At 71.9% G+C, this 23,101-nt stretch carries 20 protein-coding genes and 1 pseudogene; 13 read left to right on the top strand and 8 right to left on the bottom strand.

Translation table 11 applies throughout. The features are described from left to right. Window positions 1–75: 75 nt before the first annotated feature. Window positions 76–387, bottom strand: coding sequence for an ArsR/SmtB family transcription factor (locus ACZOOI_RS35355; RefSeq protein WP_465283652.1), 312 nt, complete (start codon window positions 385–387; stop codon window positions 76–78). A gap of 277 nt (window positions 388–664) precedes the next feature. Here ACZOOI_RS35355 and ACZOOI_RS35350 point away from each other — a divergent pair, with 277 nt between their 5' ends. Then, complete coding sequence (locus tag ACZOOI_RS35350; protein ID WP_465283651.1) at window positions 665–1,012, top strand: SPW repeat protein; 348 nt, start codon at window positions 665–667, stop codon at window positions 1,010–1,012. A 234-nt stretch (window positions 1,013–1,246) separates the two neighbouring features. Continuing rightward, on the top strand, window positions 1,247–1,720 hold the full coding sequence (locus ACZOOI_RS35345; protein WP_465283650.1) for a hypothetical protein: 474 nt from the start codon (window positions 1,247–1,249) through the stop codon (window positions 1,718–1,720). A 68-nt stretch (window positions 1,721–1,788) separates the two neighbouring features. Here ACZOOI_RS35345 and ACZOOI_RS35340 read toward each other — a convergent pair whose 3' ends face one another. Both ACZOOI_RS35340 and ACZOOI_RS35335 read right to left on the bottom strand, forming a co-directional pair. Next, complete coding sequence (locus ACZOOI_RS35340) at window positions 1,789–2,730, bottom strand: D-2-hydroxyacid dehydrogenase family protein (protein ID WP_465283649.1); 942 nt, start codon at window positions 2,728–2,730, stop codon at window positions 1,789–1,791. A gap of 57 nt (window positions 2,731–2,787) precedes the next feature. Next, window positions 2,788–3,636, bottom strand: coding sequence for an SAM-dependent methyltransferase (locus ACZOOI_RS35335; protein WP_465283648.1), 849 nt, complete (start codon window positions 3,634–3,636; stop codon window positions 2,788–2,790). Window positions 3,637–4,052: 416 nt separating this feature from the next. On the opposite strand from ACZOOI_RS35335, the gene ACZOOI_RS35330 reads away from it, so the two are divergent. Together ACZOOI_RS35330 and ACZOOI_RS35325 are read left to right on the top strand one after the other, a co-directional pair. Continuing rightward, window positions 4,053–6,215, top strand: coding sequence for a hydantoinase/oxoprolinase family protein (locus tag ACZOOI_RS35330; RefSeq protein ID WP_465283647.1), 2,163 nt, complete (start codon window positions 4,053–4,055; stop codon window positions 6,213–6,215). A 2-nt stretch (window positions 6,216–6,217) separates the two neighbouring features. Further along, a complete protein-coding gene (locus ACZOOI_RS35325) occupies window positions 6,218–8,092 on the top strand; it encodes a hydantoinase B/oxoprolinase family protein (RefSeq protein ID WP_396006266.1) in 1,875 nt (624 codons plus the stop codon). 76 nt (window positions 8,093–8,168) lie between these two features. On the opposite strand, the gene codA is transcribed toward ACZOOI_RS35325, so the two are convergent. Together codA and ACZOOI_RS35315 are read right to left on the bottom strand one after the other, a co-directional pair. After that, window positions 8,169–9,524: a cytosine deaminase gene (codA, locus tag ACZOOI_RS35320; RefSeq protein ID WP_465283646.1), complete on the bottom strand. Its 1,356-nt coding sequence runs from the start codon at window positions 9,522–9,524 to the stop codon at window positions 8,169–8,171. Between the two features lie 64 nt (window positions 9,525–9,588). Next, window positions 9,589–11,001 carry a purine-cytosine permease family protein gene (locus tag ACZOOI_RS35315; protein ID WP_465283645.1) on the bottom strand — a complete coding sequence of 471 codons (1,413 nt, stop codon included), beginning with the start codon at window positions 10,999–11,001 and terminating at the stop codon, window positions 9,589–9,591. A gap of 195 nt (window positions 11,002–11,196) precedes the next feature. Between ACZOOI_RS35315 and ACZOOI_RS35310 the strand changes: the two genes are divergently transcribed. The 8 genes from ACZOOI_RS35310 to bar all read left to right on the top strand — a co-directional run bounded on the left by ACZOOI_RS35310 (window position 11,197) and on the right by bar (window position 20,420). Continuing rightward, on the top strand, window positions 11,197–12,909 hold the full coding sequence (locus ACZOOI_RS35310) for a helix-turn-helix domain-containing protein (RefSeq protein WP_465283644.1): 1,713 nt from the start codon (window positions 11,197–11,199) through the stop codon (window positions 12,907–12,909). 232 nt (window positions 12,910–13,141) lie between these two features. Continuing rightward, a complete protein-coding gene (locus tag ACZOOI_RS35305) occupies window positions 13,142–13,537 on the top strand; it encodes a helix-turn-helix domain-containing protein (RefSeq protein ID WP_465283643.1) in 396 nt (131 codons plus the stop codon). Window positions 13,538–13,667: 130 nt separating this feature from the next. Further along, a complete protein-coding gene (locus ACZOOI_RS35300) occupies window positions 13,668–14,036 on the top strand; it encodes a hypothetical protein (RefSeq protein ID WP_465283642.1) in 369 nt (122 codons plus the stop codon). Between the two features lie 102 nt (window positions 14,037–14,138). Further along, window positions 14,139–15,065: an SDR family oxidoreductase gene (locus ACZOOI_RS35295; RefSeq protein ID WP_465283641.1), complete on the top strand. Its 927-nt coding sequence runs from the start codon at window positions 14,139–14,141 to the stop codon at window positions 15,063–15,065. 180 nt (window positions 15,066–15,245) lie between these two features. After that, window positions 15,246–16,463 carry a CaiB/BaiF CoA transferase family protein gene (locus ACZOOI_RS35290; RefSeq protein WP_465283640.1) on the top strand — a complete coding sequence of 406 codons (1,218 nt, stop codon included), beginning with the start codon at window positions 15,246–15,248 and terminating at the stop codon, window positions 16,461–16,463. Beyond that, window positions 16,460–18,001 (top strand): carboxyl transferase domain-containing protein, encoded by a 1,542-nt coding sequence (locus ACZOOI_RS35285; protein WP_465283639.1) that lies wholly within the window; start codon window positions 16,460–16,462, stop codon window positions 17,999–18,001. The genes ACZOOI_RS35290 and ACZOOI_RS35285 overlap by 4 nt, the downstream gene beginning before the upstream one ends. Before the next feature lie 249 nt (window positions 18,002–18,250). Continuing rightward, window positions 18,251–19,207 (top strand): carbamate kinase, encoded by a 957-nt coding sequence (locus tag ACZOOI_RS35280; RefSeq protein WP_465283638.1) that lies wholly within the window; start codon window positions 18,251–18,253, stop codon window positions 19,205–19,207. A gap of 88 nt (window positions 19,208–19,295) precedes the next feature. After that, a complete protein-coding gene (gene bar, locus ACZOOI_RS35275; RefSeq protein WP_465283637.1) occupies window positions 19,296–20,420 on the top strand; it encodes a barbiturase in 1,125 nt (374 codons plus the stop codon). Between the two features lie 179 nt (window positions 20,421–20,599). On the opposite strand, the gene ACZOOI_RS35270 is transcribed toward bar, so the two are convergent. The 3 genes and pseudogenes from ACZOOI_RS35270 to ACZOOI_RS35260 form a co-directional block, all read right to left on the bottom strand. Beyond that, entirely contained in the window at window positions 20,600–21,217 is a 618-nt protein-coding gene (locus tag ACZOOI_RS35270) for a YciI family protein (protein ID WP_465284104.1), read from the bottom strand. 92 nt (window positions 21,218–21,309) lie between these two features. Continuing rightward, on the bottom strand, window positions 21,310–21,474 hold the full coding sequence (locus ACZOOI_RS35265) for a hypothetical protein (RefSeq protein WP_465284222.1): 165 nt from the start codon (window positions 21,472–21,474) through the stop codon (window positions 21,310–21,312). 142 nt (window positions 21,475–21,616) lie between these two features. Further along, window positions 21,617–21,976, bottom strand: a pseudogene (locus ACZOOI_RS35260) (SDR family oxidoreductase); the annotation flags it as partial. Between the two features lie 179 nt (window positions 21,977–22,155). Between ACZOOI_RS35260 and ACZOOI_RS35255 the strand changes: the two are divergent. Then, on the top strand, window positions 22,156–23,100 hold the full coding sequence (locus ACZOOI_RS35255) for a DMT family transporter (RefSeq protein ID WP_465283636.1): 945 nt from the start codon (window positions 22,156–22,158) through the stop codon (window positions 23,098–23,100). Window position 23,101 lies beyond the last annotated feature (1 nt).

The raw sequence follows: 23,101 nt of genomic DNA, 5'->3' as shown, positions 1-23,101 counted from the left end.
CACCGGTGCCGGTGGAGGTGCGGAGGAGGGCGCGGGCGGGTGTGCCGGGTGTGGGGCGGCCCGGTCCCGCTCCCGTCAGAGTTCGGTGCGGACGTGCTCGGCGAAGGCGGCGATCGCCTGCTCGTTGCGGCGGTAGTAGGTCCACTTGCCGATGCGCTCCGAGTCGAGCAGCCCCGCGTCCTTGAGCGTCTGGAGGTAACCGGACACCACCGACTGGGCCAGTCCGGCCCGCGCCTGGATGTCGCCGACGCAGACGCCGATGTGGAAGCCGAGGCCCTGCTGTCGGTAGGAGTTCTCGTCGAAGTACTTCGCGGGCTCCTTCAGCCAGTGCATGAACCGAAGCCGCGCCGGGTTGGCAAGCGCCTTGTGAATGGCCAGCGGGTCCACGGGGTTCCTTCCCGGGGGCGATGTTACATCCAGTTTTCTCGATATGTAGTGCCGTGTCAATCCACGGCTCACGGCGAGTGCACGGCGGGGGAAATATGCGGTAAATATTCGAGTTCGGGGGATTGGTCGGGATTGCGTCGGCTATCAACCAGGGGACCGTGATTCCTCGGCCGGAAAGAGGGTGGTGGACGTGTCCTCGCCGACAGCGTCACCGATTGAACAGCATCCGGACATAGTGACACTTCGAGCTCACTCCGAGCGGGCCACGACCGGCCCGGTGGCACAGGGGGCGGAAGCCCTGGGCATGCTGTGCGGCGTCTACCTGGCGGCCTCCCCATGGATCGTGGGGTTCAACGGCTTCACGACTCTGGCGACGGCCAACCTGATCACCGGCGTGGCGCTCGCGTTCCTGATGGGCGGCTTCGGTTCCGCCTACGAACGCACGCATGCGATGAGCTGGGCCGCGTTCTGCATCGGCGCCTGGACGATCGTGGCCCCCTGGGTCGTGACCGGGGCTGTCGACACCACCCGCACCATCACGAGCAACGTGATCGTCGGCGGGGTGGCGTGCCTGATGGCTCTCATGCTCGCGTTGCGAGGCGTCGTCGGGCTGCGGCGGTTGTAGCGCAGCCGGTTGCCGCGAAGCGCGTCAGTGCTCCACACCGGCGACGATCGGAAAAGGTGCACCCATCGGTGAAGAGGTCAGAAATCCGAATCGAGTAATCCGAATCTGAGTGATCCGAACCCAGGACCGGGCCGCCGGTCGGTCCCGCCGGCGAACGGTTCGCCTCGCGGATACCGCCCGGCGCACCCCGCCACACGGGTCCCGCCCCGCGCTCCCGGGTGGGAGGTGGATGTGGTGGACGGACCTTCGCTTTCGGGCCGGGAACGTCGGACTCTTGCGTGGCTGGAGAAGTCGCTGCTCCAGGACGAGCAGTTCGTCGCGCTGCTGCGCGTGTTCGAGGACCCGATTCCCGAGTCGGCTCCGCGCCGGCGCCGGATGCGAGCGCACGTGCACGTGCGGGCACCCGATGGAATGGCGATATCGAAATGGACGGCCCTGATGGCGTGCGCCGCCGCCATGGGCCTGCTGGTCGCCGCGGTCCTGACCGGCTCCGCGGCGGTCGAGCTGGCGGCGATCTGCGCGACCGTGGCCACGCTGGCCGTGGTGGGCGTGTTCGGATACCTGCGGTGGCTGCGTCCGGACGCCTCCGGCGCGGCGCATGTGCCGCCCGGGGCTCGTCCCACGCAAGTACACGGCCGCACCCGCACGGCCGACGACCGAGGCGCCGACCCGGACGACCCCGGACCGGATCCGGGCCGGACCGGGTGATCGTGATCCACGAACGATGATCGGGCGCCGGCGGCCCGCAGCCGCCGAACCCGGGCGACGGCTGTCGGCTAGGTGAGCACCCGGATCGGTCGGCCCGCGCGGAAGGCGGCGATGTCCTCGACCGCGTCGCGGTAGAACGTCTCGTACAACTCGCGCGTGACGTAGCCGATGTGCGGGGTGAGGACCACGTTGTCCAGGCCGCGCAGCGGGTGGTCGGCGGGCAGTGGCTCGATGTCGTAGACGTCCAGCGCCGCCGCGGCGATCGACCTCGTGCGCAGCACACCCAGCAGGGCGGCCTCGTCCACGATCGGGCCGCGCGAGGTGTTCACCAGGATCGCGGTCGGCTTCATCAGCGCCAGTTCGGCCGGGCCGACCAGGCCCCGGGTGCGGGCGCTGAGCACGGTGTGGACGGAGAGCACGTCGGCGCGCGCGAACAGCTCCTCCCGGGCCACCGCGGTCACGCCGTGTTCGGCGGCCCGTTCGGTGGTGAGGTTCTTGCTCCAGGCCACGCACTCCATGCCGAACGCCCGCCCGATCCGGGCCACCTCCGTGCCGAGTCGGCCCAGGCCCAGCAGACCCAGCACCTTGCCGCGCAATCCGACGCCGAGCCCGACCTGCCAGCCGCCGGTGCGCATCGAGTGCACCTCGGCCGGGAGGTTCCGGGCGGCGGCCAGGATCAGCGTCCAGGTCAGCTCGGCGGTCGGGTACGCGACGTAACCCGTCCCGCACACCACGACGCCCAGCTCGCGCGCGGCGGCGACGTCGATGGCCGCGTTCACCGGTCCGGTGGTGACCAGGAGCCGCAGGCCGGCCAATCGGGCCAGCACTTCGGCCGGAAACCGGGTGCGCTCGCGCATCGCGACGATCGCCTCGAAGCCCGCCAGCGCGTCGACCACCTCGGCGGCGTCCGCGAACGGCTCGGTGAACACCCGTACGTCGGCGCCCAGCGACTCCCAGTCGGCCAGCCCCCGGGCCACGTCCTGGTAGTCGTCGAGGATGGCGATCTTCATGGTGCTCCCGAGGGGTCCGGACAGGGGCCGGCCGCGAGGACGGCCGGGACGTCGAGATTATCGGGGCAACCGGCCGATGCCGCCGACCGACAGGTGGCCCTCGGGGGTGAGCGGTTCGGTGACCGGCTCGTCCGGACGCCACAGCGGCAGCAGAACCACGCCGGGTTCGACCAGTTCCAGGCCCTCGAAGTAGCCCTCGATCTCCTCCAGGGCGCGGAAGCGACCGCTGCCCAGCCGGCTCAGGAAGATCTTCTCCAGCGCCCGCCCCTCCGGCGTGGAGTCGCAGAAGTGGGTGATGAAGATGTGGCTGCCCGGCGGCAGCGCGTCACGGTAGGCGCGCACCACGCCGGCCGGGTCCTCGTGGTCGGCGAGGTGGTGCAGGACGCCGACCAGGAGCAGGCCCACGGGTCGCGTCAGGTCCACCAGTTCGCGCAGTTCCGGGCGGGCGAGCACGTCCGCCGGGTCGCGCAGATCGGCGGTGACCACCCGGGTGCGGTGGTTCTCGGCGAGCAGCGCACGACCGTGGGCGAGCACGATCGGGTCGTTGTCCACGTACACGACCGCGGCGTTCGGGTTCACCTGCTGGGCGACCTCGTGCGTGTTCTGCACGGTCGGCAGCCCCGATCCCAAATCGACGAACTGGTCGATGCCCGCGGACGCCATGTACCGCACGCCGCGGGCCAGGATGTGCCGGTTGGCCCAGGCGCCCTCGTTGGTCAGATCCTTGAGGGCCTCGTCGGCTATCGCCCGGTCCACCGCGAAGTTGTTCTTGCCGCCCAGGATCGCGTCGTAGACCCGGGCGACGCTGGGCACCGTGACGTCGATGCCGGTCGGCGCCCAATCCTCGGGCGACTCGCCCGCCGGCGGCGTGGAAAAGTTCCACTCGTCCTGCTCGCGCTCGACCACGGCTGCTCCCCGTCGGTGTGTCGTGGCGTCACCCTCTGCGACATCCGCCTGCGCCGACCCTATCCGAGCCTCGCCGAATTCCCGGCAACTTCCCTTTCTTTTCGGTGAGTTCGGGAACCGATCGGGGTGGGTGCGGGTTGTATTCGGGGGATTGGTCCAGACCTCAACCGGGAATTGGTCCAGACCTCAGGGCGGCGGTTGCCCGCGGGAGGCACCGCTCCTGCCCGCCGGGATCACCGCCTCCGCTCGCGGGAGTCACCACCCCTGCTCACGGGAATCACCAACTGTTGCCGAGTCCCTTGGCAGAAGTTGCCGATTCCGTGACGGGGCGCGGCGAAGTTGAATCGCTGACAGCAGCCGGGCGACCCGCCCTCCGCGAATGCGATTTCCCTGCCCCCTCCGATTGGAGCGCGCTGATGACGCCTGCCGCAACGGCGGGACCCCGCCGACGGATCCGGATCGGTATCGACACCGGCGGAACCTTCACCGACGTGGTCGCCCTGGACGAGGAGTCCGGCGAGCTCGTCACCACCAAGACGCCGTCCACGCCCGCCGACCCGGCCGACGGCTTCATGAACGGCATCGACAAGGTGCTGGGCCTGCTCGGCTGCACCGGAGCCGACGTCACCGCCGTCGCGCACGGCACCACGGTGGCCACCAACCAGCTCCTGGAAGACAAGATCGACCGCCTCGGGTTCATCACCACCGAGGGCTACGAGTACATCCTGGAGATCGCCCGCCAGGCGGTCCCGGACGGCTACGGCAACTCCTACTTCTGGGTCAAGCCCGACCGGATCGTGCCCGTGGACCTGGTGCACACCGTCGGCGGCCGGTTCGACTACAAGGGCAACGAGGTCCGCCCGTTCGACGAGGAGGGCGCCCGTACCGCCGCCCGCCGGCTGCGCGAGCAGGGCATCGCGACCATCGGCGTGTGCCTGCTGCACTCCTACGCCAACCCCGCGCACGAGCTGCGGATGCGCGAGATCCTGCGCGAGGAGCACCCCGACGCGGTGGTCTCGATCAGCTCCGAGGTGCTGCGCGAATACCGCGAGTACGAGCGCTCGATGACCACGCTCGTGGACGCCGCGGTCAAGCCGCGCGTGGCCCGCTACGTCAGCGGCATCCGCCGGCGCCTGGACGAGTTCACCACCGCGGCCGGCGGCACCGACGCCGCACGCCGCGTGCCGTTCGCGATCATGAAGTCCAACGGCGGCGTGCTCTCCGCCGAGGAGGTCGTGCACCAGCCGATCACCACGGTCCTGTCCGGCCCGGCCGCCGGCGCCCTCGGCGCCGCGCTGATCGCCGAGAAGGCCGGCTTCGACAAGGTCCTGACCTGCGACGGCGGTGGCACCTCGACCGACGTGTCGGTGGTCCTGGGCGGCGAGCCGACGCTGACCACCGAGGGCTCGATCGGCCGCTACCCCTCCAAGATCCCGATGATCGACGTGGTCACCGTCGGCGCCGGCGGCGGCTCGATCGCCTGGATCTCGCCCGAGGGCACGCTCAAGGTCGGCCCCCGCTCGGCCGGCGCCGACCCCGGCCCGCTGTGCTACGGCAAGGGCGGCACGGAGCCGACCATCACCGACGCACACGTCCTGCTCGGCCGGATCCCCCCGCATCTGCTCGGCGGCGAGATCCCGCTCGACGTGGACGCCGCCCGCGAGGGCCTGACCAAGTTCGCCGCCGAACTGGGCATCGGCGTCGAGCAGTGCGCCACCGGAATCCTGGAGATCTCCGCCTGGAACCAGGCCAACGCACTGCGGCAGATCACCGTCAAGCGCGGTCTGGACGTGCGCGACTTCACCATGGCCACCTTCGGCGGCTCCGGGTCCCTGCTGCTGTGCCGCCTCATCGACATCCTCGGCCTCGCCGGCGTCATCGTGCCGCGCGACCCCGGCAACGTCTCGGCATTCGGCCTGCTCACCGTGGACGTGCGCTGCGACTACGTGCAGACCGCCGTCGGCGGCCACCCGGATCTCGACCACCCCAAGGTGGCGGGCATCTACGCCGAACTGGCGGCCAAGGCGGGCGAGGCCCTGGACAAGGAGGGCTTCGCGGCCGAGGACCACCGCTACGTGCGCACCGCCGACCTGCGCTACTTCGGCCAGGCGTTCGAGGTGCGGGTGCCGGTGCCGGACGGCCCGTTCGACGCCGCGCTCGCCGACACCGTCGCCGAGGGCTTCCACGCCGCGCACGAGCAGCTGTACGGCTACAACTTCCGCGGCGACGCGAGCCAGCCCGTGGAGTGGGTGAACCTGCGCGTCACCGGCGTCGGCCCGATCCGCCGCCCGGAGCTGCGCGAACTGCCCGGACGCGACGGCGGCGTCGAGCGGGCCCGGACCGGCACCCGTCCGGTGTGCTTCGTCGACCGCGACGGCTACGTGGACACCGCCGTGTACGCCCGCGCCGAACTGGCCCCCGGGGACCTGGTCAGCGGCCCGGCCATCATCGAGGAGTTCGGCTCCACCATCCCGATCCACCCGGGCTTCGACGCCCGCGTGGACGCCTACGGCAACGTCGTCGTCACCCGCGACACCGCCGCCGCCGGCACCGCTGACACCGCCTCGAAGGGAGCCTGAGCATGAGCGCCACCGCCACCACCCCGCAGGATGCGCTGCACGGTGTGGACCCCGTGCTCCTGGAGATCGTCGAGGGCACCCTCGCCTCGGTCGAGATGGAGGTCGAGACCGCGATCGGCCGCACCTCGCGCTCGCCGATGATCCGCGACGCGCACGACTTCCGGGCCGGCATCCACGACCGCAAGTTGCGCAAGCTGACCGGCCGTTCGTACTCGGCCCTGGTCCACCCCGTGGCCCGGGACTTCCCGCTGGAGACGATGCGTCCGGGGGATGTGTTCTTCCACAACGACGTCTACGAGTCCGAGGGCGGCATCGGCCACCTGCCCGACCTGTGCGTCACCGTGCCCGTCTTCGCCGACGGACAGGTGGTCGCCTTCGTCCAGGCATTCGGCCACCACGACGACATCGGCGGTTGTTGCCCCGGGTCGATGCCCTCGGGCGCGACCAGCGTGTACGAAGAGGGCCTGATGGTCCCGCCGATCAAGCTGTGGGACCAGGGTGTGCCCAACCAGGCCGCGCTGCGCATCATGACCCGCAACTCGCGGATGCCCGACTCGCTCGCCGCCGACCTGGACGCCGAGTGTTCGGCGTGTCTGATGGGCTCGCGCCGCCTGGGCGAACTCTTCGAGCGCTACGGCCGGGAGACCGTCGAGGCGTGCTTCGACGCGATCCTGGACAAGACCACCGAGACCTACCGACGCGAGATCCTGTCCAAGATCCCGGACGGCGAGTACGTGTGGGAGGACTACGCCGAACACGACGGCGTGGACGAGCCGATGCTGCACACGCAGCGGATCACCCTGACCAAGACGCCCGAGAAGATCGTCATCGACTTCACCGGCACGTCCAGGCAGGCCAAGGGCCCGATCAACCACTGCGGTGACTACGCGGACGGCAACTTCCTCAAGAAGTGGCTCGCGCCGATCCTGCGCAACCTCGCGGACACCCCCGAGCGGATGGCCGAACTCGACGTCAACGAGGGCGTGGTGCCGCTGATCGAGATGAAGTTCCCGGAGAAGGGCACGCTGCTCACGCCGATCTTCCCGGCCCCGACCAACGCCCGTACCTTCGTCATCCTGCGCCTGCTCGGCGTGCTCGCCGGCGTGCTGGCCAAGGCCGTCGACGGCAAGATGCCCGCCGACCAGGAGACGATCCGCTACACCGGCGTGTACGGCCACGATGCGGACGGCCGCTCGTACCTGATGCGCGAGGTGCTCGGCGGCGGTTCCGGCGGGCGCTACTACGCGGACGGCGAGGACACCATCCACGTGGTGCCCGACTCGCGCAACCTGCCCACCGAATTCACCGAATCCCGCTTCCCGTTCCTGGTGGAGCGGCTCGGGCTGGCCACCGACTCCGGCGGCCCCGGTCAGTTCCGCGGCGGTCTGGGCTACGAGAAGCACATCCGGATGTTGCTCGACGCGTCCTTCATGTCCATCGCCGACCGCTCGATCCTGTCCTGCTGGGGCGTCAAGGGCGGCAAGGCCGGACGCTCCTTCCAGGTGGTGATCGACCCGGGCGGCCCCAACGAACGCGAGATGGACGGCCTGGTCGACGACGAACCGGTCAAGGCCGGCGAGGTGATCCGGATCCGCACCACCGGCGGTGGCGGCTGGGGCGACCCGCTGGACCGGAAGACCGAATCGGTGCTGCGCGACGTGCGGTGGGGCAAGGTCTCGCGCGCCGCCGCGGCCGACGACTACGGCGTCGTGCTCACCGGCGAAGGCGACGACCTGGCCGTGGACGAGGCGGCAACCACCGCGCTGCGCGCCTCGGTTCGCGCGGCCCGGCCCGAGGTCGAGCCGTTCTTCGACCGCGGTCCCGGCTATGCGCTGCTGTCGGGCGGCGACGCCTATCCGGCGGTGGACCTGCTGTAGCGACACGCCACGGCCGCGCCCCCCGACCACCGGTGGTCGGGGGGCGCGGCCGTGCACAGCGGTTCGGTTCAGCGGTTCAGCGGTTCGGCGGTTGGTCGGCTCGGCGTCGGACGAAATCGACGTCCTCGGGCGGGCGGCCCGGCCAGGTCAGGCGGGTGGGGGTCGCGGGGGTTTCGGCGACCACGCGGCCGCGGGAGATCACCCGGCTCGGGCGGACCTGGCGGCGCAGCACGTCGAAGGGCGAATCGGCGGGCAGGAGCAGGAAGTCGGCCGGACGCCCGACGGCCAGACCGTAGCGCTCGCCCAGGTCGAGCACCCGCGCCGCCCGCTCGGTGACCATCGCGAACACCTCGTCCATCTCGTCCTGTCCGGACAACTGCGCGGCCAGGATGCCGGCGTGCGCGACCTGGATCGGGTTCGCCGTGCCGAGCGGGAACCACGGGTCCATCACGTCGTCGTGGCCGAACGCCACATTGACCCCGGCCGCGAGCATCTCCTTGACCTGGGTGAGGCCGCGCCGTTTGGGATAGTCGTCGAAGCGGCCCTGGAGGGTCAGGTTCACCATCGGGTTGCAGACCAGGTGGATGCCCGAACGGGCCACGATCCGGCGGAGTTTGCGACTGTAGGCGCCGTTGTACGAACCCATCGCCGTGGTGTGACTGGCCGTCACGCGCCGACCCAGACCGCTGCGGTGCGCGAGGGTGGCGACCACCTCGACGAAGCGGGACTGCTCGTCGTCGATCTCGTCGCAGTGCACGTCCACCAACAGGCCGTGCCGCGCGGCCAGTTCGAAGACGATCTGCAACGAGCGCACGCCGTCCTCGCGGGTGTCCTCGAAGTGCGGGATCGCCCCGAGCACGTCGGCGCCCGCCTCGACGGCGCGGGCCATCAGCCGCTCGCCGTCGGGGAAGGAGACGATGCCCTCCTGCGGGAAGGCCACCACCTGGAGGTCGAGCACGTCGCGCACCCGCTCGCGCAATTCGACCAGGGCGTGCAGCGCGGTCAGTTCGGGGTCGGTCACGTCGCAGTGGCTGCGCACGTGCAGCACGCCGTTCGCGACCTGCCAGCGCAACACCTCCTCGGCGCGCGTCAGTACGTCCTCGCGGGTCAGCAGGGCCTTGCGCTCGGACCACCGTTCGATGCCCTCCCACAGCGTGCCCGAGACGTTCCAGCGCGGCTGTCCGGCGGTCAGCGCGGTGTCGAGGTGGATGTGCGGCTCGACGTACGGCGGGGTGACCAGGGCCCCGGCGGCGTCGAGGACGGGGCCGGACGCGGGAGTGCTGCCGGCGGGGGTGATGCTCGTGATGACGCCGGCCTCGACCGCGATGTCCACGCGCTCCGGGCGGCCCGGAAGCCGGCAGTCGGTCACGGTGCGGCTGTTGCCCTGCATGTCGGATCGCTCCAGGGGGTCGCGGTGGATTCGTTCGCTCACTGCACGCTGTCGTTCACTGCACGCCGTCGTTCACTGCACGCCTGGGGGCACCGCACACCTGCGGTCACCGCACGGCTCGTTCGCGGCGGCCGAGCACCAGGTACAGGCCGCCCGCCACCAGCGAGCCGGCCAGCCAGGACAGGTCCACATTGCCGATCGCCTCGGCTCCCGGCCCGCGCAGCGCCTGCGGCACGCCGTACTCGAAGCACCAGGTCGCGACCATGCCGAGCACCAGTGCGACGATCGCCGACCAGCGCACGTCCGCGAGCAGACCGCGACGCGGCGCGGCGTACAGCGCGGGCACGTCGATTCGCTGCCGGGCGAAGACGTAGAAGTGCACCAGCATCACCGCCGCCCACGGCGCGACCCACGTCACCATGCCCGCGAGCCACGTGTCCAGGGTGTGCGCCAGGCTCGCCCGGAACACCAGGAACAGCGTGAAGACGGTGGCGAACGCGCCCACCAGGCAGGACAACACCCGCCGGGAGACCTTGATGTCCAGGGTCTGGGCACACAACGAACAGCTGTACAGGTTCAGGATGTTGGTCGCGATCGGGCCGTGCAGGACCAGGAGCAGCACCGGGATCGCCAGGCCGCCGAACGAGTCGACGATCAGCCGGCCGGGGTCGGCCTTGGCGTTGACCGTGGCCAGCGAGGCGCCGAGCACGCCGAGCCAGACCACCGGGAGGAACTGGCCCAGCACGCTGGCCGCGTACAGCCTGCGCCGGGAGGTGGCGCGAGGGACGAAGCGGGAGTAGTCCGAGGCGTAGGCGAACCAGGTGATGCCCCAGCCGACGCCGATCGCGGTCATCACCGTGCTCATCGCCGACCACCGGTCGCCGCCGCTCAACGTGCTCGTGTGACCCCAGTCGATGTCCAGCCGGGTCCAGGCCACCACGGTCATCGCGGCCAGTACCACCAGGGTCGCGGGCACCGTCCAGCGCTCGAAGCCGGCGATCGCGCCGAAGCCGGACGCGGCGATCGCGATCTGGGCGGCCATCACGACCAGGACGACCACCACCTTGGTGCCGTTGCCGCCGACGTAGCCGACGCTGTCCAGCAGGGCCATCACCAGGTCGAGCACGATCCAGGTGTTGATCGCACACCACCCGGCGGAGATGACGCCCTGGACGGCGGCGGGCAGGTACGCGCCGCGCCGGCCGAAGGCGGCTCGGGCCAGCACCATCTGGGTCACCCCGGTGCGCTGGCCCATCAGCACGAACAGGCCGAACACGCCCATGCCCACGAGATTGCCCACGACCAGCACCAGCACGGTGTCCAGCAGGCCGAGGCCGAGCACGATGCCCAGGGCGCCCAGCACCCAATTGATCGGCGCGATGTTGGCGCCCGCCCAGATCCAGAACTGGTGTGCGGGGGTCGAGTCACGGGCCTCGTCGGGCACCGGTTCCAGGGACTGGCTGTGGTCGACGGGATGGGTCGGGCCGGTCGGTTGCGGGGGCTGTTCGAGGATTGCCACGGAGACCTCCGGTGGGGCGGAGCGGAGCACGGCGATGGGTGGTGGGGCGGGTACGGCGATGTGGGTGCGGTGCGGATGCGCCGGTGATGTGGTGAGTGGTGATGTGGGGTGATCACCGAAGGTTCCTCGGGCCGCGGGGCCGTGACAACGGACACGGTGACCGGGATACTGGCGCATCCTCCGGACGGAGTGTCCATGACGCTGTCCCTGCGAGCGGTCCTCGCACACCCCCTGCTGCGTGCCGCCGATCCCTTCGTACCGGATCGGCGCGCCGATCTGGAGCGCCCGGTGCGCTGGGTGCACTCCAGCGAGATCTACGAGATCGCGCCGCTGCTGCGCGGTGACGAACTGCTGCTCACCACGGGTCTGGGCCTGGCCGGGCGGGACGCGGGGGAGCGGCGGCGCTACGTCGTCGACCTCGCGGCGGCGGGGGTCGCCGGGGTGGCGTTCGAGGTGGGTCGCACGTTCCGCGAGGTGCCCGCCGACGTGGTGCGGGCGGCGGCCGAGGCGCGGCTGCCGCTGGTCGTGCTGCGCGGGGTGGTTCCGTTCGTGGCGATCGCCGAGGCGGTGAACGCGGCCATCCTCGACTCGGCGGTGACGCGGCTGCGGCACATCAACGAGATCGTCCGGGTCCTGTCCGGAGTGCTTGCCCGCGGCGCGGGCGTGGACGAGCTGACCCGGACCCTGTCCCGTCTCACCGACCGACCGGTGGTCCTGGCCGGCATCGACGGCACGATCACGTCCTGGGCCGGCACCGAGGCCCCGACCCGGGTGGTGCGGGCGCCGGCGGCGGAGGCGGGGGTGGAACTGCGCGGGGCGCTGTGGGGGCGGTTGCTGCTGGGCGCTCCGGGGGCGGAAGGGGCGGACGGGACAGACAGGGCGGACGGGGACGAGGAGGGCGCGGACGCCGGCGAGGGCCGTGCGGCGGCCGTGGCCGACGCGCCGGCGGGCGAGGCCGGGGGCCGGGCGGGGAGCCTACGCCCCGGTGCCGACGAGCACGAGGGTGCCGGGTCGTGGTCGGGCCCGACCGTCGAGGTCGCGGTGGAGGTGGCCGAGCACGCGGCGCAGGTGTTCGCGCCGGCCCTGTTGCGGCTGGCGGATCGGGACGGGTGGGTCGGGCGCGAGCGTCGTGAACTCGTCGAGGGGCTGCTGCGGGACGCGCTGCCGCCGCGCGAGGTGGCGGCGCGGCTGACGGTCTGCGGCCTGGTTCCGGCCGGGACGGCGGCTTGGGCGAGTGTCGCCCTGCACCTGCCGGATCCGGTGCGGGCGGTGACAGCGCTGTACGAGGGGCTGCGGGCCTGCGGCGGCCGCGGCCTGGTCAGCGACGGGCCGGGCGGAGCGTACGCGCTGATCGCGCTCGACCGGGACACGCACGTCGCCGAACTGGCCACGCGCCTGGGTCTGCCGACGGTGGTGGGCGACGAGCCGACCGCCGCGCTCGGGCCGTTGGTGCGCGACGTGGCCCGAGTGGGGCACAGCCTGCGCGCCGCGCGGGACACCCTGCGGCTGGCCCGTCGGCTCCGGCCGGTGCGGTCCGCGGCCGTCGCCGACACGGTGCTCGCCGACGCCTGGGCCCTGGAACGGGTGCTGGATCGGCTGACCCCCGAGGAACTCGCCGACCTGGTCGAGGACCAGCTCGGTCCGCTGCTCGCCTCGGACGCCGCGCGCGGCACGGGCCTGGTGGACACCCTGGAGGCGTACCTGCGCTGCGGCTGCTCCAAGACCGAGACCGCCGGCGTGCTGTTCCTGCGCCGCCAGTCGGTCCACCAGCGCCTGGCCCTGATCGAGTCCCTCCTGCGGGTCAGCCCCGACGCCCCCGACCGCCAGGGCCCGCTCCGCGCAGCCCTGACCGCCCGCGCCCTGCTCGCCACCCGAGGCCCCCACCCGATCCGGGCCACGCCGACGTGAGGTCCCCGCCGGGGATCTGGGCGACGTTCGACCCGGAGGTCACCCGGCAGGTCGCGCGCGTGGCGCGGTTCGCGTGGGATCGGGCCATTCGCGCCGATCGTCGGCCACCCGGTCGAGGGCTCCGCGCGGTGCACCCCGTGCCACATGTGGAATCCTTCTCGCGCGCCGTCGCCCGCGCCCGGCGGAGGCAGCGGCGCGTCACCATGTGGTCCCGGCGAGCGGAAGAGGCGCGATGCCCGAGCGGCGTTCCCCACCCACCGAGAGGGTGGCCCAGGTGCTCAATCTGCTCGCGGACCACGCGGGCAGGCCGCTGTCGCCGGCGGTGATCGCGGAGCGCCTCGACCTGAGCAAGCCCACCTGCCTGGGCATCCTGACGACACTGACCGAGACCGGGTTCGTGCACCGCACCGCCGACAAGACCTACCGCCTCGGCGCGGCGATCGCCCGGCTCGGACGGGCGGCGGAAGTCGGCGTCGCGCCGCTGGACGTGCTGCTTCCGCACCTGAACGACCTGCACCGGGACCTCGGTCTGAGCTGCCTGCTGACCGCGCTCCGGGACGGCGAGACGGTGGTGGTCGGCCGCGCCGGGGCGATCGGCACCGGGCGTCCCCAGGACCTGGGGGGGTGATCGTTTCCCCGCCGTCCCGCCCCTGGGCCTGGCCGAGCTGCTGTGGAACGGGGACCAGGCGCTGGACACCTGGCTGGAGCGCACGCCGCTCGTCCCCGTCACGGCGCGCCGCGGCACGCTGCGCCGCGTCGTGCGCGAGGCGCGCGAGTCCGGGTTCCTGATCGAATGCCTGACCGCGGCACCCGCCGCGCGCAACGACGTGCTGGCCAACCTCGTGACGTCGGGCATGCCGGACGCCACCATCGCGACGCTGCGCGACTACCTCCCGGACGCCGACTGGGAAGAGTTCACCGCATCGGTTCCCGACGAGGCGCTCGACGTGGCCACCATCCACGCGCCGATCCACGACCATCAGGGCGCGCAGTGCTTCACCGTCTCCGTCGTGGTCGGGCGGCGCCGCCTTCCACCGTGCACGTGCGCCAAGTGGACCCGCACGATCACCGAGTCGGCGCGTGCGGCAACGGCGGCCATCGGCGGCTGGAACCCCTGGACCGGGTGACGCCGACGCGTCCTGCCTTCGGCAGGATGTGCCCGATTTCGGGGGTGGCTGTTGGCGAGGGCGGACGGTGCCGGGGATCGGTCGGCTGCCTAGCGTGAGTGCATGATCGTGATCACTGGTGCGGCGGGCAAGACCGGGCGGGCGCTCACCTGGGCGTTGGCGGAGCGTGGGGCTCGGGTTCGGGCGTTCGTGCGCCGGCCCGAGCAGGTCGCGGTGGCGCTCGCGGCGGGGGCGACCGAGGCCGTGGTGGGGGACGTCGGGGAGCCGGCCGACCTGGACCGGGCGCTGCGCGGGGGTACGGCGGTCTATCACATCGCCCCGAACGTGCATCCGGACGAGCCGGCCATCGGTCGTGCGGTGATCGCGGCGGCGCAGCGGGCCGGGGTGGGGCGGTTCGTGTTCCACTCGGTGCTGCGGCCGCAGTTGCGGGCCATGCCGCATCACGAGGCGAAGGCGCGGGTCGAGGAGGCCCTGTTCGAGTCGGGCCTCGCGGTGACCGTGTTGCAGCCGGGGCCGTACCAGCAGAACACCCTCGACGCGCGCGACGCGATCGTGCGGATCGGCGACTTCGCGGTGCCGTACCGGGTGGACGCGCCGTTCGCCGCCGTCGATCTGCGCGATGTCGCCCAGGCGGCGGCCGTGGTGTTGTGCGAGGAGGGACACGAGGACGCGGTGTACGAACTGGCCGGTCCCGAGGCGCTGACCCCTCGGCGGATCGCCGGGCAGCTGTCCGAGGTGCTGGGCCGGCCGGTGACCGCACGCCGGATCGACCCGCGCGACTGGTGCGAGGAGGCTCGGGCCGGCGGGCTGTCCGGTTATGCGCTGGACACCCTCACCGCGATGTTCGCCTTCTACGACCGGCACGGCCTGACCGGCAATCCGCGCACCCTGGCCGCGCTGCTCGATCGTGCGCCGACTCGCTTCGTGGACTTCGCCCGGCGGGTGTTCGGGCCCGAGGACGCGCACTACGCGCCCGGCTTCCAACACCAAGTTTTGCCAAGCGAGCGCGATTCCTTGGGCAGTAACTGACGGCGAGCGGAACCGCGAAGCCGCCTAGCTTGGACGCATTCGGCGCCGGACGACGCATCTCGTCCGGCCACCCGCACCGCGCACACACGCACTTCCGGCACGCGTCACGCACCACACCCGGACACCGCACGGATGCACGGACGCGCCGCACCGCACACTTGCAGAAAGGGGTGTTTCGACGTGAGCGGACCGCTCTGCGACCTCGTCGTGCTCGACCTCTCCCGCGCCCTCGCCGGCCCGCACGCCGCGATGATGCTCGGCGACATGGGCGCCCGGGTCATCAAGGTGGAGAACCCGGACGGCGGCGACGACACCCGTGGCTGGGGTCCGCCGTTCGTCGGGGCCGAGGATGCGCGCGAGTCGACCTACTTCCTGTCCTGCAACCGCAACAAGGAGTCGATCGTCCTCGACCTGAAGACCGAGGAGGGCCGACGGACGCTGGCCCGACTGATCCGGCACAGCGACGTGCTCGTGGAGAACTTCCGCACCGGCGTGCTCGATCGACTCGGCTTCCCGATGGAGGAGCTGACCCGGCTCAACCCGCGCCTGGTGGTGCTGTCCATCACCGGCTTCGGGCACGACGGCCCGCAGGGCGGTCGACCCGGCTACGACCAGATCGCCCAGGGCGAGGCCGGCCTGATGAGCCTGACCGGCCCCGGCCCCGACGACCCCACCCGGATCGGCGTGCCGATCGGCGACCTGCTGGCCGGGATGTACGGCGCCTACGGCGTGGTCGCCGCACTGCACGAGCGCGAACGCACCGGCCTGGGCCGGGTCGTGCGCACCTCGCTGCTCGCCGCGATCGTCGGTGTACACGCCTTCCAGGGCACCAACTACACCGTGGCCGGCCAGGTCGGGCACGCGCAGGGCAACCTGCATCCCTCGCTCCAGCCGTACGGCTCCTACCGCTGCCAGGACGCGATCATCCAGGTCGCGGTGGGCAGCGAGAAGTTGTGGGCCAAGTTCGCGCCGATGGTCGGCTTGGCGGTGGACGACCCGCGCTTCGCGGTCAACGCCGACCGCGTGGTCAATCGGGCCGAACTCGCGGACGCGATCAACGCCGCGTTCGCCGCGCGGGCCGTGGACGAGTTGTTGCCGGAACTGGCCGCCGCGGGCATACCGGCCGGCGAGGTGCGCACCATCGACCGGGTCTACGAGTGGGACCAGACCAAGTCGCAGGGTCTGCTGCTCGACGTCATGCACAGCACTCTCGGTCCGATCACCCTGCCCGGCCCGCCGATCCGCCTCGACGGCGTGGCCGACGTGGACGGCGGTTCGGCGGACGGCGGTCGGCGCCGACACGAGGCACCGCCGACGCTGGGCCAGCACACGGACAGCGTGCAGGCGTGGCTCGACGCCGAGGACGCCCGCGCCCTGCACGCCGCGCGGCGCGCATGAACACCGCGCCCGTGCCGGCGCCCGCGACCGCGCCCGTACCGACCCGCCGCACCCGCGTCGGTGCGCACGAACTGATCCGGCTGGTCCTGGACCCCGACACCTGGACGAGCTGGGACACCGCGCCGCACCGCCCGGAGCGGCTGGACCCGGGGTACGCCGACGAACTGCGGGCCGCCGCAGCCAAGAGCGGCGTGGACGAGTCGGTGGTCACCGGCGAGGGCCGCATCCGGGGTCGCCGAGTGGCCGTGGTGGCCTGCGAGTTCGACTTCCTGGCCGGTTCGATCGGGGTGGCCGCGTCCTCGCGCCTGGTCGCCGCGATCGAACGTGCCACCGCCGAACGGCTGCCGCTCGTGGCATCGCCGACCTCCGGCGGCACCCGAATGCAGGAGGGCACGGTCGCCTTCCTCCAGATGGTACGGATCAGTGCCGCCGTCGCCGCGCACAAGAGCGCCGGCCTGCCGTACCTCGTCTACCTGCGAGGCCCCACCACCGGTGGTGTGCTCGCCTCGTGGGGCTCACTCGGCCACGTCACCGCCGCCGAACCCGGCGCGCTGATCGGCTTCCTGGGCCCGCGCGTGTACGAGGCTCTGCACGGGCAACCCTTCCCCGAGGGTGTCCAGGTCGCGGAGAACCTGTACGCGCACGGCCTGGTGGACGCCGTCGTCGAGCCCGACCGGCTCGGCGAAGTGGCCGCACGAGTCCTGGACATCGTCACCGCGCCGCGAGAACACCTGCCCGACGTCGCGCCGTTGCCGGTGGAGGATCTGGCCGACGTCCCGGCGTGGACCTCGGTCGAACTCTCCCGTCGTACCGAACGCCCGGGCGCCCGCGCCCTGTTGCGACACGCGGCGAGCGCCGTGGTGCCGCTGCACGGGACCGGCCAGGGCGAGAGCGACCCAGGTCTGCTGCTCGCGCTGGCCAGGTTCGGCGGCGCGCCGTGCGTGGTGCTGGCCCAGGACCGGGCCCGCCAGTCGAGCCACGGTCCGTTCGGCCCGGCCGGGCTGCGGGTGGCCCGGCGCGGCATGCGGCTGGCCGCCGAACTCGACCTGCCGCTGGTCAGCGTCGTGGACACCGGCGGCGCGGCGCTCAGCCGGGAGGCCGAGGAGGGTGGCCTGGCCGGCGAGATAGCCCGCTGTCTGGCCGAGTTGGTCACCCTGCCCACCCCGACGTTGTGCCTGCTGCTCGGGCAGGGCGCGGGTGGTGGCGCCATGGCGCTGTTGCCCGCCGACCGGGTGTTGTGCGCCCAGCACGGCTGGTTGTCGCCGCTGCCGCCCGAGGGGGCGTCGGCGCTGCGCTACCGGACACCGTCCCGGGGCGCGGAGATCGCCGCCGCGCAGGGCATCAGGTCGCTGGACCTGCTGCGCGACGGGGTGGTGGACCGGATCGTGGCCGAGCGGCCCGACGCGGCCGACGAGCCGGTCGCGTTCCTGGCCCGGCTGGCGCAGGTGCTGGAGTACGAGTTGGTCGGCCTGCTGCGCCGACCCACGGCCGAGCGGCGTGCGGCCCGGTTGGAACGGTACGCCCGGCTGGGCTGCTGAGGGCGGCGGGCCGACCGCGGGCCCGACCGACCCGCCGGCGTTGCGTATCGCTCGGCAGCCGCCGGCGGCGCGTACCGTCCGGATTCGCCGGCGATATCCACCGCCGGCCACCACTCGGCAAGATTTGCCAGATCGATGGGTGTTTGTGGTCAACAAACTCCCAAGCCATCGACCTGGTGACCGGCCTAGAGTCCCAAGTCCCGGACGGACGGGACTCCCGCGTACGACAGGAACAGGAGAGTTCGACACATGCCAACTCCCCGCACCGGGAGAGTACTCATCGCCCTCGGCGGAAACGCCATGACGGGACCCGATGGCAGCGCCACCCCGGACGCCCAGCGGTCCGCCGTCGCGGTGGCGATGGAAGCGGTGGCCGACCTGATCGCCTCCGGCGTCGAGGTGGTGCTCACCCACGGCAACGGACCGCAGGTGGGCAACCTGCTGGTCAAGAACGAACTCACCGCGCACGTCGTCCCTCCGGTGACCCTGGACTGGTGCGGCGCGCAGACGCAGGGCACCCTCGGCTTCACCATCGTCTCCGCCCTGGAGGCCGCACTGCGGCGCCGCGGGCTGGCGGCACCGGTGGCGGCCGTGGTCACCCGCACGCTCGTGGACGGCGCCGACCCGGCGTTCGAGCACCCCACCAAGCCGGTCGGCCGGCATCTGCCGCGGGCCGACGCGGAGCGGTTCGTCGCGCTCGGTCAGCACTGGGAGGACCGGGGCGCGAAGGGCTGGCGGCGGGTCGTACCGTCGCCGGATCCGCTGGAGGTGGTCGACGCGCCGGCCATCCGGACGCTGGTCGCGGCGGGCTTCACCACGATCGCGGCCGGTGGCGGCGGCATCCCGGTGGTGCGCGACGCGGACGGTGCCGAGCGCGGTGTGGAAGCGGTCCTGGACAAGGACCTCACCGCGGCCCTGCTCGCCGTGTCGGTGGACGCGGACGTGCTGGTGATCGCCACCGACGTACCCAACGCGATGCTCGACTACGGCACCGCGAACGAGCGGGTGATCGGCCGGGTCACCCCCGAAGAGCTGCGCGAGCACGCCGCGGCCGGCCAGTTCGCCGGCGGCAGCATGGGGCCCAAGGTCGAGGCGGCGGTGCGCTTCGTCGAGAAGGGCGGCCGGCGCTCGGTGATCACGTCACTGGACCGGATCACCGCCGCGGTGGCGGGCGAATCCGGGACGGTCGTGGAGTCGGGCGGGTAACGGCCCGTCGTCCGCGGCAGTCGCAGGTGACGAAGTACAAAGAATTCGACCGCAAAGAATTCGGCGTCGAAGAATTCAGCGAACTCCAATGAACGAGGTGGAACGAGTGCCCAGGCCGATCGAGGTTCACAAGGTCGCCATCGAGAGCGTCACCGACGCGTCCGGATTGGCCAAGCTGATCGACGACGGCGTGTTCGCCGCGGACGACGTGCTCGCCGTCATCGGCAAGACCGAGGGCAACGGCGGGGTCAACGACTACACCCGCATCCTGGCCGACCGCGCCTTCCGCGAGGTGCTGGTCGCCAAGGGGAAGCGTTCGGCCGAGGAGGCGCAGCAGGTTCCGCTGGTGTGGTCCGGCGGTACCGACGGTGTGATCTCCCCGCACGCGACGGTCTTCGCGTACGCGCCGGAGAACCGGTACGAGCCCACCGACGAGCCGCGCGTGTCGGTCGGCGTCGCGATGAGCGAGCAGATCCTGCCCGAGGACATCGGCCGGGTGCCGATGGTGGAGAAGGTCGCCGCCGGCGTACGCAAGGCGATGGCCGTCGCGGGCATCACCGACCCGGCCGACGTGCACTACGTGCAGACCAAGACGCCGCTGCTGGTGCTGGACACCATCAACGACGCCAAGGCGCGCGGGTTCGACGTGTGGACCGAGGACACCCTCAAGTCGATGGACGTGTCCAACTCCACCACCGCGCTGGGCATCGCGGTGGCACTCGGCGAGATCGAGCTGCCGACCGCCGAGCAGATCCACCGCGACCTGTCGCTGTACTCGTCGGTGGCGTCCTGCTCCTCCGGCGTCGAACTGGACTGTGCGCAGATCGTCGTGGTCGGCAACGTGCGCGGTGTGGGCGGTCCGTTCCGGGTCGGCCACGACGTGATGAAGGACGCGCTGGACGCGGACGGCATCTGGTCGGCGATCCGCTCGGCCGGCATCGACCTGCCGGAGCGCCCGCACACCTCCGACCTGGGCGACCGCCTGGTCAACGTGTTCCTCAAGTGCGAGGCGGACCCGAGCGGCAGCGTGCGCGGTCGACGCAACATCATGCTCGACGACTCGGACGTGCACTGGCACCGCCAGATCAAGGCCACCGTCGGCGGCGTGACCGCGGCCGTCACCGGCGACCCGGCCGTCTTCGTCTCGGTCGCGGCCGTGCACCAGGGCCCCTCCGGCGGCGGCCCGGTCGCGGCGATCGTGCGGATGGACTGACGCGCTCCTCGCCGGCCTGACGCGCCTCGTTGCGGAACCCGCCGACGGCCACCGCCCCTCGTCCCGGGGCGGTGGCCGTCGGCACGGCCGCCGGTCGCGGCCCACCGTACGAGGGTGGTCCCCGGCCCGGGCCCTGTCCGGCGGATCTCGGCGGGCCACCAAGGTCCGCCGGACAGGGCCTAATCCTCCTGCTGTCGGCCGCCGAAGCACCAGTCGTGGACCTCGATGTGCTCGTACAGGCCGGCCCGGGCGTACGGCTCGCGGGTCAACAGGCGCTCCGCGGACGTGCGGTCCGGCAGCTCGGCCAGGATCGCGATGCCCAGCCATTCCTCGGCGGCGTCGGGGGAGAGCAACGGGCCGCAGGCGATCAGGTTTTCGCGGTCGTCGCCGTCGACCAGAAGACTAAGCTGCTTCTCGGGCCACCCGTCCCGACCGGCGGTCGGGTCAGCGCTGCCGTGGCCGAGGATCAGGAAGCGCGGGTGGCCTTTCGAACTCCCCTCGAAGTCCCACATCTTCCGGCCGAGCGTGTTGCGCCAACGCCGGATGAGTACCTCTTCCTCGTAGACGCCCGCCCGGTGGTTCGGCTCGTCGTACGCGAACACGCGCGCGGCATCGGCGTCCGGCAGGTCGACGATGTGGACGCTGCCGGTCACCGTCTCGCCGTCGGGGGCGAAGGTCGGCCCGCGGGCGATCATGCCCTCGGCGTACCCGTCCATGAACGACCAGTGGTCTTCCAGGAGTTCGTCGCGCAAGGCCCTGGTTCCCGGCTTGTCGCGACAATAGAAGAGGTACTCCATGTCGATCCCCCATGAGTGACGCCGTCGTCGGCACGCACAGTACGGGAGCCGGCCCAGCCTGTCGATCGACCACGAACACCCTTCGGCCGGGGTCAGCCCACGTCGACGCGGTCCAGGAAGGGCAACGCCTCGCCGTAGTACTGCAGGCCGGTGACCCTGGTGGTGTGGATCAGGCCGAGCGGGTTTCGGGTGTACACCCAGATCGGAAGGTCCGCGACCAGGGCGCGTTGCAGGTCGGCGTACGCCTGCTTGCGCACGGCGGGATCGGTGGCCTGCCGGCCGCCGGCCGGGGCGCGGTCGGCCTCGGGGTTCTCTTCCAGCCGGTTGCCAGTAGTCCTTGTTCCTGACGAAGGTCTGCTGCGAGCCGCGGGTCCAGGTGTCCAGGGTGAACGGGTTCACCCCCGCGTTGTTCACCAGCACGTCCAGGGTCCCGAACCGCTCGCCCGCCAACCGCACCGGGGCCGCCCAGTCGTCCTCGTTGCGCACGTCCAGACGCGTGTGCACCGCGTCCGCGCCGATCTCCGCCGCCAGGCTCGCGCCATCCTCGTCCAGCACGTCGGCGAGCACGACCAATGAAATGCCCGTTCCAAACGAAGCATGTATCTGACGGGTCGTCAAGGCAAGTGGAAGGGCTCGCCTTCTGATCGGGAAGCCGCATCCCGGGCAACGGCCCGAGGCACGCCGGCTCCGTGCTCCCGCCCGTCGGCGAGGCCGCGGCGGCCGGTCCGACGGCGCGGCCCACGCCGTTCGAGCGCGCACCGGGCCGGTCGATGGACGGCGGCTCGCCCCCGCATGGAGGCCGGAGGTTCGTGCGGCAAATGTTCGGTCGGACACTCTCCGCTGATGCTCGGATGGCCTAGAGTGACGTTCATGTGCCGCGCAGTGCCCGCCGGTCCCGTGCTCGGTCTGGAGATGTGATCGTGTCGAACCGTGCCGTAATGCCGTCTCCGGTCGAGGACAGGCCGGCGCGGTCGGTGCCGCGTGGGCTGACCTACCTCTCGATCGCCGGGGTCACCTGGGGGACGACCGGGGCGGCCGTGGAAGTGATCTATCGGTCGAGCGACTTCGGGCCGATGGCCGTCTCGTTCTGGCGCTTCGTCAGCGGGATGGTGCTGCTGCTCGCGGCCGGCCTGCTGCGTCCCTCCGGCCCGGCCCCGCGTACCGCCGTGCAGTCGCCGGGTCGCCGTGCGCTCCTGTTCACCGGCACGGGCGCCGGCCTGGCCGTGTTCCAGTCGGCCTATTTCGGCGCGGTGATGCAGACCGGGCTGGCCGTCGCCACGATCGTCGCGCTGGGCGCCGCCCCGGTGTTGACCGCGGCCGGTGGCCGGCTGTTCCTGGGCGAACGCATCGGGCGCAGCGGGCTGTCGGCGATCGGCGCGGCGCTGATCGGGCTCGGGATACTGGTGTTGGGCAACCGGCAGACCGATGTCCGGCCCCTGGGCGTGGGGTTGGCGCTGCTGTCCGCGGCGGGGTTCGCCGCATCCAACCTGCTCGGTCGGTGGACGGGGCGGCTCGGCGCGGGCGAGGATCCCGCCACCCTCACGGTGTGGTCGTTCGGGATCGGTGCGGCGGTGATGCTGCCGTTCGCCCTGGGCGAGGGGGTGTGGCCACAAACCGCGCAGCCGGGGCGGGTGTTGGTGATGATGCTCTACGTGGCCGCCGTGACGACCGCGCTCGCCTATCCGCTGTACTTCGCCGGCACCGCCGCTGTACGGGCGGTCACCGCCTCGGTCGTGATGCTGATCGAACCGGTCAGCGCGGCGGCGCTGGCCGTTCTGCTGCTGGACGAGCGGCTCACCGCGGCCACGATCGTCGGCACGCTGATGATGCTCACGGCCGTCGGCGGCCTCGCACTGGCCGAGTCGCGGCCGGCCGAGCGATGAC

This window comes from Embleya sp. L77 (genome assembly GCF_055557415.1).
The sequence above is the reverse complement of the archived record's forward strand: the minus strand, read 5'-3'. Positions and strand labels throughout refer to the sequence as shown.